The sequence below is a fragment of the Leptothrix ochracea genome, assembly GCF_041083635.1.
Taxonomy (GTDB): Bacteria; Pseudomonadota; Gammaproteobacteria; order Burkholderiales; family Burkholderiaceae_C; genus Sphaerotilus; species Sphaerotilus ochraceus.
Window position 1 is genome coordinate 1 of the sequence record NZ_JBFPHB010000049.1, and the last position, 10,623, is coordinate 10,623.

Below are 10,623 nucleotides of genomic sequence, written 5' to 3' on the forward strand. Positions count from 1 at the left end.
CCGCCAAACTTGGCCGACAAGACGGTGGTGATCGCTGCTGTCAGCGTTGTCTTGCCATGGTCCACGTGACCAATGGTGCCCACGTTGACGTGCGGCTTGGTACGTACAAATTTCTCTTTTGCCATGTTCGCGCTCCTCGCTGCGATCCGCAGGTATGACGATTCAGAAGGTGGTGCCCATGGCAGGAATCGGACCTGCGACCTCCCCCTTACCAAGGGGGTGCTCTACCACTGAGCCACATGGGCATCGACACAGCTCTGAATACCAACGCACTCAGAACTCTATCGACGCATACACCGCCGACATCTTGGAGCGGGAGACGGGAATCGAACCCGCACCATCAGCTTGGAAGGCTGAGGTTCTACCATTGAACTACTCCCGCCCAGCAAGCCAAGGATGAAACACACCCAAGACCTGAACACAAAACTCACACTTGGTGGAGGAGGCTGGATTCGAACCAGCGTAGGCGTAAGCCAACAGATTTACAGTCTGCCCCCTTTAGCCACTCGGGCACCCCTCCAGGGTGAGCCATAGAATGTACTATAGCTCCCAAGAAGGCGCAAGGCCCTCTTGGTGTTTTTTTGTAATTATTCAGCAGCAGCTTCGGCAGCCGGAGCCACTTCAGTGCGCTCAACCAGCTCGACGTAAGCCATCGGTGCGTTATCGCCCACACGGAAACCCATTTTCAGGATACGTGTGTAGCCACCCGGACGCGCCTTGAAACGCGGGCCCAGAACGTCAAACAACTTGACGACGTTGGCACGATCACGCAGGCGATCAAAAGCCAAACGCTTGTTGGCCAGAGTCGGCTCCTTGGCCAAAGTGATCAAGGGCTCAACCACCATCCGCAGCTCTTTGGCCTTGGGCAAGGTTGTCTTGATCGCTTCGTGTTCGATCAACGAATTGGCCATATTGCGAAGCATGGCCAGTCGATGGGAAGAAGTGCGGTTCAGCTTACGTAAGCCGTGTCCGTGACGCATGGTGCTTTCCTTTCTTTATCAAACCGGCGGCCGGTTCAAGGTACCGCCGGGTGCACAAATCAACGCTTATCCAAACCCTGAGGCGGCCAGTCTTCGAGGCGAGCACCCAATGTCAAACCACGGGAAGCCAAAACTTCCTTGATTTCGTTGAGCGACTTGCGACCCAGATTGGGCGTCTTCAGCAATTCGGTCTCGGTGCGCTGGATCAGATCACCGATGTAATAGATGTTTTCGGCCTTGAGGCAGTTGGCCGAACGAACGGTCAATTCCAGCTCATCCACCGGACGCAGCAAGATCGGATCGAAATGCTGCACGCGCGGTGCCGGCTGTTCGAAGATCGGCAGCGCTTCGCCCTCGAGCTGTGCGAACACAGCCAACTGCTCGACCAAGATCTTGGCCGAAGCACGGATCGCTTCTTCGGGAGAAATCGCACCATTGGTCTCGATTTCCATCACCAGCTTGTCCAAGTCGGTACGCTGCTCAACGCGAGCGCTTTCGACCGTGTAGCTGACACGCTTCACCGGCGAGAACGATGCATCAAGAACGATGCGGCCAATCGACTTGGTCGGCTCGTCACCATAACGGCGCAAGCTACCCGGCACATAGCCACGGCCCTTTTCGACCTTGACTTGCATGTCGATCTTGCCGCCTTGAGCCAAGTTGGCAATCACGTGATCCGGATTGATGATCTCGACGTCATGGGGCGCTTGGATGTCAGAAGCCCGAACCGGACCTTCGCCTTCTTTGCGCAACACCAACGTGACTTCATCACGGGTATGCAAACGGAACACCACGCCCTTGAGGTTCAACAAGATGTGAACCACATCCTCTTGAACACCATCCACGGTCGAGTACTCGTGCAAAACACCACTGATGGCCACTTCGGTCGGCGCATAACCCACCATCGACGACAGGAGAACTCGCCGCAGGGCGTTCCCAAGCGTATGACCATAACCCCGCTCAAAGGGCTCCAAGGTCACTTTGGCCCGATGCCCCCCCAGGGACTCCACATTGATGGCCTTAGGCTTAAGCAGATTTCTTTGCATTGAATGTTCCTGTCAATACCCTCGGTTCGTTACACCGATAAGGCTGATGGATGTTCCGGACGGTCATGGGACACAGCCCCACGCAACATCCGGGAGCCACCGATGCGGGCCGAGCAGACCCGCGGACACGATCAACGTGAATACAGTTCGACGATCAGCGATTCGTTGATGTCGGAGCCGAATTCGTCGCGATCCGGCGTCTTCTTGAAGACACCTTCCATTTTCGACAAATCGACCTGAATCCAAGCCGGCATGCCGATGGATTCAGCCAGCTTCAGCGCTTCCTGAATACGGACTTGCTTCTTCGACTTTTCACGCACAGTCACCACGTCACCGGCCTTGACCAAGTACGACGGAATGTTGACGATGCCACCGTTGACCATGATGCCCTTGTGGGACACGAGCTGACGCGATTCAGCGCGGGTCGAGCCAAAGCCCATGCGGTACACCACATTGTCCAGACGCGATTCGAGCAAGAACAACAAGTTGGCACCGGTGCTGCCACGACGACGTTCAGCTTCGGCAAAATAACGGCGGAACTGACGCTCCAGCACGCCATACATGCGCTTGACCTTCTGCTTTTCACGCAGTTGCAGACCGAAGTCAGAGGTGCGCGAACCCGAGGTGCGACCATGCTGACCAGGCTTGCTGTCGAACTTGGCCTTATCGGCGATCGGACGGCGGGCGCTCTTCAGGAAGAGGTCGGTGCCTTCACGGCGGGAAAGTTTGGCCTTGGGGCCGAGATAACGTGCCACGTTGATACCTTGAATTGCTCTGACGCACGCAAGCGGTGCGCAAGTCTGTCAGCCATGACAGACGGTGGTCTTGATTGAAGCTTTAAGCTTCAACGACAAACGGCGGACGCACACAAAGCGCCCGCCGACGAAGCTTTTGATTATAGACGAAGCAGAAATTTCCTGCTTCGCCCAAAGATCAATCGCTGATTAGATCCGGCGCCGTTTTTGCGGACGGCAGCCGTTGTGAGGCACAGGAGTCACGTCAGAAATCGACGCAATCCGAATCCCCAGCAGAGCCAAAGCCCGCACGGTGGATTCACGGCCCGGGCCTGGGCCCTTGATCTTGACATCAAGATTCTTGATGCCTTGTTCTTGAGCTGCACGACCAGCCACTTCAGCTGCCACCTGAGCGGCAAACGGTGTGGACTTACGCGAACCCTTGAAGCCTTGACCGCCGCTGGAAGCCCAAGAAAGGGCGTTACCTTGGCGATCAGTGATCGTGATGATCGTGTTGTTGAACGACGCGTGAACGTGAGCCACGCCGTCCGCAACGTTCTTGCGGACCTTCTTGCTCACACGGCGCGCCGCGTTATTGACAGGTGCTTTTGCCATGTTCAGTACTCTCGGCGTTCAGATCACTTCTTCAGGGCGGCGGCGCCCTTTTTCGGGCCCTTGCGGGTGCGTGCATTCGTGCGGGTACGCTGGCCACGCACAGGCAGGCCACGGCGATGCCGGAAACCACGATAGCAACCGAGATCCATCAACCGTTTGATGTTGATCGAAATCTCGCGGCGCAGATCGCCTTCGATAAGCAGCTTGCCGACTTCCTCACGAACTTTTTCAAGATCAGAATCGGTCAGATCCTTGATCTTCTTGTTGTAAGGAATGCTGCAAGCATCACAGATGTTCTGTGCGGTCGTGCGACCGATACCGTAGATGGACGTCAGTCCAATCTCAGTGTGCTTGTGGGGCGGAATATTGATACCAGCAATACGTGCCATGTGCGTACTCTCAACAAATGCAGCGTTCTAGGGAGGATCGGCTCATCAGCCCTGACGCTGCTTGTGGCGCGGGTCGGTGCAAATCACGCGGACCACACCCTTGCGACGGATGATCTTGCAGTTACGACAGATCTTCTTTACGGATGCCGCGACTTTCATGGTGTTCTCCTTGATCGACGAGCGCTCTTCAGCCTCGAAACTTTTGAAACTCTCTCACTTGGCCCGGAAAACGATGCGGGCGCGCGTGAGGTCATAAGGTGTCAGTTCTACAGTGACTCGATCACCTGGAAGGATGCGAATGTAATGCATACGCATCTTTCCTGAAATATGACCGAGCACCACATGTCCGTTTTCCAGCTTGACGCGGAAGGTTGCATTGGGAAGATTCTCAAGCACTTCCCCCTGCATCTGGATCACATCATCTTTTGCCATTGATCGCTAACCTGCTTCCGCTTTTTGTTTTAACCAGCCTTGAAGCTGGCTTTCTTCAACAGCGTCTCGTATTGCTGGGACATCACATAGGACTGAACCTGAGCCCAGAAATCCATGGTGACCACCACAATGATCAACAGCGACGTGCCACCGAAATAAAACGGGACGTTGTACTTCAGAACCAGAAACTCAGGCAACAGACACACCATCGTGATGTAGATCGCGCCACCCAAGGTCAACCGAGCCAAGATCTTGTCGATATAGCGTGCTGTGTGATCACCGGGACGAATACCAGGGATGAACGCACCACTCTTCTTCAAGTTATCAGCCGTCTCACGGCTGTTGAAAACCAGCGCCGTGTAGAAGAAACAGAAGAACACGATCATCGCCGCATACAGCATGACGTAGATCGGTTGACCCGGCGACAACGCCGAGGCAATGTCCTTGAGCCAGCGAAGATCCTCGCCTGTCGCAAACCAGCCCACCACCGTTGCCGGCAACAAGATGATGGACGAAGCAAAGATGGGAGGAATCACACCGGCCATGTTGATCTTCAAGGGCAAATGCGAGGACTGCCCGCCATAGACCTTGTTACCCACTTGACGCTTGGCGTAATTCACCAAAATCTTGCGCTGACCGCGCTCAACAAACACCACTGCGAAGGTCACCAGAGCAACCAAGGCAACGATGAAGATCGCAACCAGCACGGGCATCGCACCGGTATTGACCAAGCTGAGCAAACCGCCGACCGCATTGGGCAAACCCGCAGCGATACCGGCAAAAATCAAAATCGAGATGCCGTTGCCCAGACCACGTTCAGTGATCTGCTCGCCCAACCACATCAGGAACATCGTCCCAGCCGTCAGACTGATCACGGCACCGAACCGGAACATAAAACCCGGCTCAATCACCAAACCAGCCGAGCCTTCTAAGGCCAAACTGATGCTGAGCGATTGAAAGATCGCCAAGCCCAGCGTCCCCCAACGGGTGTACTGGGTGATTTTGCGACGTCCAGCTTCGCCTTCTTTCTTCAGCGCTTCCAGAGTCGGCACCACGTGGCCCATGAGCTGCATGATGATCGACGCGGAGATGTACGGCATGATGCCGAGCGCGAAGACGGTAAAGCGGGACAGCGCACCGCCAGAGAACATGTTGAACAGATTCAGGATGCCACCCTGCTGACCCTTGAACAGTTGCTCAAGTTGATCAGGGTTGATCCCTGGCACCGGAATGTGCGCACCAATCCGGTAAACCACCAACGCCAACAACAGGAAAACCAGTCGTTGCCGTAGATCGCCGAATTTGCCGCTACCGGCCAGTTGTGCTGCGTTCGATGCCACAAAGAACCCGTTCGAATGTCTAAAGCGGTTTCAGAACTTAAGCGGCGAAAGAGCCACCCGCAGCTTCGATCGCAGCCTTTGCTGCGGCCGTAGCGCCGATGCCACTCAAAACCACCTTGCGAGCGATCGCGCCGGTGTTGATCACCTTCACGTTGCGCACCAGTTCGCCCACCAAGCCAGCTTGCTTCAGGGCTTGCAGGTCCACAGCGTCCAAACCGAGCTTGTCCAGCGAAGCCAAGGTGATTTCACCATTGAACTTCAGGGCAGCCGATTTGAAACCACGCTTGGGCAGACGACGTTGCAAAGGCATTTGACCGCCTTCGAAACCCACCTTGTGATAACCGCCTGCACGGGACTTCTGGCCGTTATGACCGCGCCCAGCAGTTTTGCCGAGGCCGGAACCCATACCGCGACCGACGCGGCGCTTGGCATGCTTGGAGCCGCCAGCGGGTTTGATCGTATTCAGTTCCATGACATTGAATCCTGTCGTGAAGTTCTCACAGCACCTTCACGAGGTACGAGACCTTGTTGATCATCCCGCGCACGGACGGCGTATCGATCAAAACCGATTCGCTGTTCATACGACGCAGGCCAAGACCACGCACCGTATCACGGTGATCTTGACGGGTACCGTTGACGCTACGCACCAACTTGACCTTGACGGTCTTCTGTTCTGACATGTCGCTCTCCGATGCGTCAGTTGAAGATTTCTTCGACCGACTTGCCGCGCTTGGCCGCAATGTCAGACGGAGTCGTCGCATGGTTCAGCGCATCAAACGTTGCACGAACCATGTTGTACGGGTTGGTCGAACCGAGGCTCTTGGCCACGATGTCGGTGATCCCCATGACTTCAAACACAGCGCGCATCGGGCCGCCAGCGATGATGCCGGTACCAGCAGGAGCCGGAGCCAACAGCACTTTGGCTGCACCGTGTTCGCCACGGATGTTGTGATGGATCGAGCCTTGCTTGAGCGAGACCTTGACCATGTTGCGACGGGCTTGCTCCATCGCCTTTTGCACAGCCACCGGCACTTCACGCGCCTTGCCCTTGCCCATGCCGACGCGGCCATCGCCATCGCCAACGACTGTCAACGCTGCGAAACCCATGATCCGACCGCCCTTGACCACTTTGGTCACGCGGTTCACCTGAATCATCTTCTCGCGCAAACCGTCGTCGCGACCTTCGTCAGCTACTTTCGGTTGAAACTTAGCCATTTCGAATTCCTTCGTTCAGCGTGCTAGATCAGAATTGCAGACCCGCTTCGCGAGCTGCTTCGGCCAAGGCTTTGACCCGACCGTGATAAGCAAACCCGGAGCGATCGAATGCAACTTTCTCGATGCCAGCAGCCTTGGCCTTTTCGGCAATACGCTTGCCAATCAGTTCGGCCGCACCCACGTTGGCACCCTTGCCGGCAGCGCCAAGCTGGGTACGCACGTCTTTTTCGACGGTCGAGGCCGAAGCCAACACTGTCGAGCCATCCGCAGAGATCACGCTGGCGTAGATGTGCAAATTGGTACGGAAGACCGTCAAACGCACTGCGTTTTGCAACGCAATCCGGACCCGAGTCTGGCGAGAGCGGCGCAGACGCTGTTCTTTTTTGTTCAACATGCTGCCACTCCTTATTTCTTCTTGGTTTCTTTCAAAACCACCTTCTCGCCAACGTAGCGGATACCCTTGCCCTTGTAAGGCTCGGGCGGACGGAATGCGCGCACTTCAGCGGCAAGCTGTCCAACCACTTGACGATCCGAACCCTTGATGACGACTTCGGTCTGGCTCGGTGTTTCCACCTTGATACCAGCCGGCATGTCTTTCACCACCGGGTGAGAGAAACCGATTTGCAGATTCAGCTTTTGGCCTTGAGCCTGGGCACGAAAGCCCACGCCAACCAAGCTGAGTCGCTTTTCGAATCCTTTGGTCACGCCCGTCACCATGTTGGCCACCAATGCGCGAGTCGTACCCGACATCGCATTGGCAAAAGCCGAATCATCGTTGGGCGCAAAAGTCAGCTTGCCCGAATCGTTGACCACAGTCACCAACTCGTGCACCGGGCGCACCAAGGTGCCCAAGGCACCCTTGACGCTGATCTGACCGGCATTGATCGACACGTCCACACCTTGGGGAACGGCGACCGGCATTTTTCCTACGCGGGACATTGCAAGCCTCTCCTATCCTTAGGCGACGTAGCACAAGACTTCGCCACCGATACCGGAAGCGCGCGCCTTGCGATCCGTCATAACGCCTTGCGGGGTCGTGACGATAGCCACACCCAAGCCATTCATGACTTGGGGAATACTGTGACGGCCCTTGTAAACGCGCAGGCCGGGACGGCTCACACGTTCAATACGTTCGATCACAGGGCGACCGGCGTAATACTTCAGGGAAATTTCCAACTGGGCCTTGCCGCCGTCAACCTTGACTTGGAAGTCACCGATATAACCCTCGTCTTTCAAGACTTGGGCAATAGCGATCTTCAACTTCGAAGAAGGCATAGCGACACTGACCTTGTCAACCTGCTGCGCATTGCGAATGCGGGTCAGCATGTCGGCGATGGGATCACTCATGCTCATGGGATTGCTCCTTTTTGTGTCCTCAAGACGCCGAATTACCAGCTCGCCTTGACGACACCTGGGATGTCGCCACGGAAAGCCAGCTCACGAATCTTGGTACGCGCAAGACCAAACTTGCGATACGTGCCACGGGGACGCCCCGTCAGGCCGCAACGATTACGCAGACGCGTCGGATTGGCATTACGCGGCAGCTTTTGCAGCGCCAGGCGTGCCTCATAACGCTCTTGTTCCGACTTGCTGAAGTCATCAATGATGGCCTTCAGTTCGGCATACTTCTTGGCGTACTTGGCAACCAGCTTTTCGCGCTTTTCTTCGCGCTGAATCAGAGAAAGTTTAGCCACGCAACACCTCAGTTCTTGAACGGAAAGCGGAAGGCAGCCAGCAGCGCCTTGCACTCATCGTCGGTGGACGCGGTCGTCGTGATGCTGATATTCAGACCACGCAACGCATCGACTTTGTCGTATTCGATTTCCGGGAAAATGATCTGTTCCTTGACGCCGACGTTGTAGTTACCACGCCCGTCGAAAGAACGACCCGAGATCCCACGGAAGTCACGCACTCGCGGCAAAGCGATGGTCACGAAACGATCCAGGAATTCATACATGTGCGTGCCACGCAGGGTCACCATGCAACCGATCGGCACGTTTTCGCGGATCTTGAATCCAGCGATAGCTTTACGGGACTTGGTCACCACGGGCTTTTGGCCAGCGATCTTGGTCAGATCGTTGACGGCATGCTCCATGACTTTTTTGTCCGAAACTGCTTCACTCACACCCATGTTCAGGGTGATCTTTTGCAGACGCGGCACTTGCATCACAGACTTGTAGCCAAACTTAGCCACCAGATCTGGAACGATGCGTTCGCGATAAAACGTCTGCAAACGCGCTTGTTGTTGACTCATTTCGAATCCCGCCTCAGACCTTGATTTCTTCACCACTGGACTTGTAGACGCGCACTTTTTTGCCGTCAGCAAGCAGCTTGATACCAACGCGATCTGCCTTGGCGGTCGCGGGATTGAAAATCGCCACATTGGACTGATGGATCGGCATGGTCTTGTCCACAATGCCACCCGTCGTACCCTTGAGGGGATTCGGGCGAACATGCTTCTTGACCACATTCACGCCATCAACGATGACATGATCGGCATCCACACGCGAAGCAATCTTGCCGCGCTTACCTTTGTCGCGACCCGTCAAAACGATGACGTCGTCGCCTTTGCGAATCTTGTTCATGGCTCTTGCCTTTCGCCGTCGGCTTAGAGAACTTCGGGCGCGAGCGACACGATCTTCATGAAGCGCTCAGTCCGCAATTCGCGGGTCACTGGGCCGAAGATACGGGTGCCAATCGGCTCCAACTTGGCATTGAGCAAAACTGCTGCATTGCCATCAAATTTGACGAGCGAACCGTCTTGGCGGCGAACACCCTTGGCAGTACGAACCACCACAGCGTTATAAACCTCGCCCTTTTTGACGCGACCACGCGGTGCAGCTTCTTTGATGCTGACCTTGATCACGTCACCAATACCGGCATAACGACGCTTCGATCCGCCAAGCACCTTGATGCACATGACAGACTTCGCGCCGGTGTTGTCCGCGACATCAAGCCGCGATTGCATTTGGATCATGTTGTCCCCAACTTTTCCCGCTTAAAAACCACCATGGCTTTTATTTCGGTCAGTCTTGGGCCCGTCACCAGGAATTCACACATGCGAAAACCTGCGCTGGGGGCGAAACCAGCCCTGCGATTTGTCCGCAACAGCTACCCCGTACGGACACACAAAGCTGAAGAATCCGCGATTATGCCGACATCATTCAGTCATGTCAAGGCCCAATCGATCCCTAAATGGGATTGTTCGCGCAACCAGCGATCGGCTTGACTGAAAGGCCGACTGCCAAGGAACGGCACCGGCGGGCGGCGGGCCGACAACGGCGAGGGGTGGTTCGACATCAGGATCCGTTGTGGCTGGCGACTGGCCTTGATCCGCTCGGCCTTGGCCTGCGCATGCGCCCCCCACAGCAAAAAGACTTTGGGCTGCGCTTGTGCGGCCACGAGGTCGATCAACGCATCGGTCAGGACTTCCCAACCCCACTTAGCGTGACTGGCCGGGCGATCTTTCTCGACACTCAGACAGGTATTGAGCAACAAGACCCCTTGCCGACACCACGGCCGTAAGCTGCCCGAGCTGGGCAGCACCAACCCCACGTCAGCAACCAGCTCTTGGCGGATGTTGCGCAAACTGGGCGGAATCTTGATGCCTTCAGGCACCGAAAACGCCAGCCCTTCGGCCTCATCCGGTCCGTGATACGGGTCTTGACCAAGGATCACCACCCGCACGTCGGCAGGCGACAGCGTGGTCAGCGCCCGCAACGGCCACGCCGGATAGACCGGCACCCCTTGGGCGACTCGCGCATCCACCGCCTGACCCAAGGAGCGCCCCTTGGGTGAAGCAAGGAAAGCCTCGATCACCTCACCCCAGCCCGGGGCGACATCGCACAGCAGCGCCTCGGCCAGCGGACGCG

At 56.2% G+C, this 10,623-nt stretch carries 20 protein-coding genes and 3 tRNA genes; all 23 read right to left on the reverse strand.

All coding sequences use genetic code 11. From position 1 onward, the window contains the following. Window positions 1-125, reverse strand: a 125-nt coding sequence (locus AB3X39_RS13380) for a GTP-binding protein (protein WP_369416806.1), incomplete at its 3' end; no start/stop codon positions are given. A gap of 45 nt (window positions 126-170) precedes the next feature. Then, window positions 171-245: transfer RNA gene (locus tag AB3X39_RS13385), tRNA-Thr, on the reverse strand. 63 nt (window positions 246-308) lie between these two features. Then, window positions 309-382, reverse strand: a tRNA-Gly gene (locus AB3X39_RS13390). Window positions 383-434: 52 nt separating this feature from the next. Then, window positions 435-520: transfer RNA gene (locus AB3X39_RS13395), tRNA-Tyr, on the reverse strand. Between the two features lie 67 nt (window positions 521-587). Then, a complete protein-coding gene (rplQ, locus tag AB3X39_RS13400; RefSeq protein ID WP_369417880.1) occupies window positions 588-980 on the reverse strand; it encodes a 50S ribosomal protein L17 in 393 nt (130 codons plus the stop codon). Window positions 981-1,039: 59 nt separating this feature from the next. Next, window positions 1,040-2,026, reverse strand: coding sequence for a DNA-directed RNA polymerase subunit alpha (locus tag AB3X39_RS13405; protein WP_369417881.1), 987 nt, complete (start codon window positions 2,024-2,026; stop codon window positions 1,040-1,042). A gap of 131 nt (window positions 2,027-2,157) precedes the next feature. Beyond that, window positions 2,158-2,781 carry a 30S ribosomal protein S4 gene (rpsD, locus tag AB3X39_RS13410; RefSeq protein ID WP_369417882.1) on the reverse strand — a complete coding sequence of 208 codons (624 nt, stop codon included), beginning with the start codon at window positions 2,779-2,781 and terminating at the stop codon, window positions 2,158-2,160. Between the two features lie 189 nt (window positions 2,782-2,970). After that, window positions 2,971-3,375 carry a 30S ribosomal protein S11 gene (gene rpsK / locus AB3X39_RS13415; protein ID WP_369417883.1) on the reverse strand — a complete coding sequence of 135 codons (405 nt, stop codon included), beginning with the start codon at window positions 3,373-3,375 and terminating at the stop codon, window positions 2,971-2,973. Window positions 3,376-3,398: 23 nt separating this feature from the next. Next, complete coding sequence (rpsM, locus tag AB3X39_RS13420) at window positions 3,399-3,764, reverse strand: 30S ribosomal protein S13 (protein WP_369417884.1); 366 nt, start codon at window positions 3,762-3,764, stop codon at window positions 3,399-3,401. 45 nt (window positions 3,765-3,809) lie between these two features. Next, complete coding sequence (gene rpmJ / locus AB3X39_RS13425) at window positions 3,810-3,923, reverse strand: 50S ribosomal protein L36 (RefSeq protein WP_369417885.1); 114 nt, start codon at window positions 3,921-3,923, stop codon at window positions 3,810-3,812. A gap of 54 nt (window positions 3,924-3,977) precedes the next feature. Continuing rightward, the gene (gene infA, locus AB3X39_RS13430) at window positions 3,978-4,196 is read right to left on the reverse strand and encodes a translation initiation factor IF-1 (protein ID WP_369417886.1); all 219 of its coding nucleotides are present in this window, start codon (window positions 4,194-4,196) and stop codon (window positions 3,978-3,980) included. A 29-nt stretch (window positions 4,197-4,225) separates the two neighbouring features. Next, window positions 4,226-5,536, reverse strand: a complete 1,311-nt coding sequence (secY, locus tag AB3X39_RS13435) for a preprotein translocase subunit SecY (protein ID WP_369417887.1) — start codon at window positions 5,534-5,536, stop codon at window positions 4,226-4,228. A 37-nt stretch (window positions 5,537-5,573) separates the two neighbouring features. Beyond that, a complete protein-coding gene (gene rplO / locus AB3X39_RS13440; RefSeq protein ID WP_369417888.1) occupies window positions 5,574-6,008 on the reverse strand; it encodes a 50S ribosomal protein L15 in 435 nt (144 codons plus the stop codon). Between the two features lie 25 nt (window positions 6,009-6,033). Continuing rightward, on the reverse strand, window positions 6,034-6,216 hold the full coding sequence (rpmD, locus tag AB3X39_RS13445; RefSeq protein ID WP_369417889.1) for a 50S ribosomal protein L30: 183 nt from the start codon (window positions 6,214-6,216) through the stop codon (window positions 6,034-6,036). A 16-nt stretch (window positions 6,217-6,232) separates the two neighbouring features. Beyond that, window positions 6,233-6,751 (reverse strand): 30S ribosomal protein S5, encoded by a 519-nt coding sequence (gene rpsE, locus AB3X39_RS13450; protein ID WP_369417890.1) that lies wholly within the window; start codon window positions 6,749-6,751, stop codon window positions 6,233-6,235. Between the two features lie 28 nt (window positions 6,752-6,779). After that, window positions 6,780-7,145 (reverse strand): 50S ribosomal protein L18, encoded by a 366-nt coding sequence (gene rplR / locus AB3X39_RS13455; protein ID WP_369417891.1) that lies wholly within the window; start codon window positions 7,143-7,145, stop codon window positions 6,780-6,782. Between the two features lie 11 nt (window positions 7,146-7,156). Next, on the reverse strand, window positions 7,157-7,690 hold the full coding sequence (rplF, locus tag AB3X39_RS13460; RefSeq protein WP_369417892.1) for a 50S ribosomal protein L6: 534 nt from the start codon (window positions 7,688-7,690) through the stop codon (window positions 7,157-7,159). A gap of 18 nt (window positions 7,691-7,708) precedes the next feature. Next, entirely contained in the window at window positions 7,709-8,104 is a 396-nt protein-coding gene (rpsH, locus tag AB3X39_RS13465) for a 30S ribosomal protein S8 (protein WP_369417893.1), read from the reverse strand. 35 nt (window positions 8,105-8,139) lie between these two features. Beyond that, window positions 8,140-8,445, reverse strand: a complete 306-nt coding sequence (gene rpsN / locus AB3X39_RS13470; RefSeq protein ID WP_369417894.1) for a 30S ribosomal protein S14 — start codon at window positions 8,443-8,445, stop codon at window positions 8,140-8,142. 8 nt (window positions 8,446-8,453) lie between these two features. Continuing rightward, a complete protein-coding gene (gene rplE / locus AB3X39_RS13475; protein ID WP_369417895.1) occupies window positions 8,454-9,005 on the reverse strand; it encodes a 50S ribosomal protein L5 in 552 nt (183 codons plus the stop codon). 13 nt (window positions 9,006-9,018) lie between these two features. Further along, window positions 9,019-9,336 (reverse strand): 50S ribosomal protein L24, encoded by a 318-nt coding sequence (gene rplX, locus AB3X39_RS13480; RefSeq protein WP_369417896.1) that lies wholly within the window; start codon window positions 9,334-9,336, stop codon window positions 9,019-9,021. Window positions 9,337-9,359: 23 nt separating this feature from the next. Next, on the reverse strand, window positions 9,360-9,728 hold the full coding sequence (gene rplN, locus AB3X39_RS13485) for a 50S ribosomal protein L14 (protein WP_173805738.1): 369 nt from the start codon (window positions 9,726-9,728) through the stop codon (window positions 9,360-9,362). Window positions 9,729-9,919: 191 nt separating this feature from the next. Further along, window positions 9,920-10,623: uracil-DNA glycosylase (locus AB3X39_RS13490; RefSeq protein WP_473964902.1), on the reverse strand; the 704-nt coding region annotated here is incomplete at its 5' end.

Coding starts and splice junctions, on each gene's coding strand:
- rplQ (WP_369417880.1), bottom strand. CDS start 980: ATGCGTCACGGACACGGCTTACGTAAGCTGAACCGCACTTCTTCCCAT.
- AB3X39_RS13405 (WP_369417881.1), bottom strand. CDS start 2,026: ATGCAAAGAAATCTGCTTAAGCCTAAGGCCATCAATGTGGAGTCCCTG.
- rpsK (WP_369417883.1), bottom strand. CDS start 3,375: ATGGCAAAAGCACCTGTCAATAACGCGGCGCGCCGTGTGAGCAAGAAG.
- rpsM (WP_369417884.1), bottom strand. CDS start 3,764: ATGGCACGTATTGCTGGTATCAATATTCCGCCCCACAAGCACACTGAG.
- rpmJ (WP_369417885.1), bottom strand. CDS start 3,923: ATGAAAGTCGCGGCATCCGTAAAGAAGATCTGTCGTAACTGCAAGATC.
- infA (WP_369417886.1), bottom strand. CDS start 4,196: ATGGCAAAAGATGATGTGATCCAGATGCAGGGGGAAGTGCTTGAGAAT.
- rplO (WP_369417888.1), bottom strand. CDS start 6,008: ATGGAACTGAATACGATCAAACCCGCTGGCGGCTCCAAGCATGCCAAG.
- rpmD (WP_369417889.1), bottom strand. CDS start 6,216: ATGTCAGAACAGAAGACCGTCAAGGTCAAGTTGGTGCGTAGCGTCAAC.
- rpsE (WP_369417890.1), bottom strand. CDS start 6,751: ATGGCTAAGTTTCAACCGAAAGTAGCTGACGAAGGTCGCGACGACGGT.
- rplR (WP_369417891.1), bottom strand. CDS start 7,145: ATGTTGAACAAAAAAGAACAGCGTCTGCGCCGCTCTCGCCAGACTCGG.
- rplF (WP_369417892.1), bottom strand. CDS start 7,690: ATGTCCCGCGTAGGAAAAATGCCGGTCGCCGTTCCCCAAGGTGTGGAC.
- rpsH (WP_369417893.1), bottom strand. CDS start 8,104: ATGAGCATGAGTGATCCCATCGCCGACATGCTGACCCGCATTCGCAAT.
- rplE (WP_369417895.1), bottom strand. CDS start 9,005: ATGAGTCAACAACAAGCGCGTTTGCAGACGTTTTATCGCGAACGCATC.
- rplX (WP_369417896.1), bottom strand. CDS start 9,336: ATGAACAAGATTCGCAAAGGCGACGACGTCATCGTTTTGACGGGTCGC.
- rplN (WP_173805738.1), bottom strand. CDS start 9,728: ATGATCCAAATGCAATCGCGGCTTGATGTCGCGGACAACACCGGCGCG.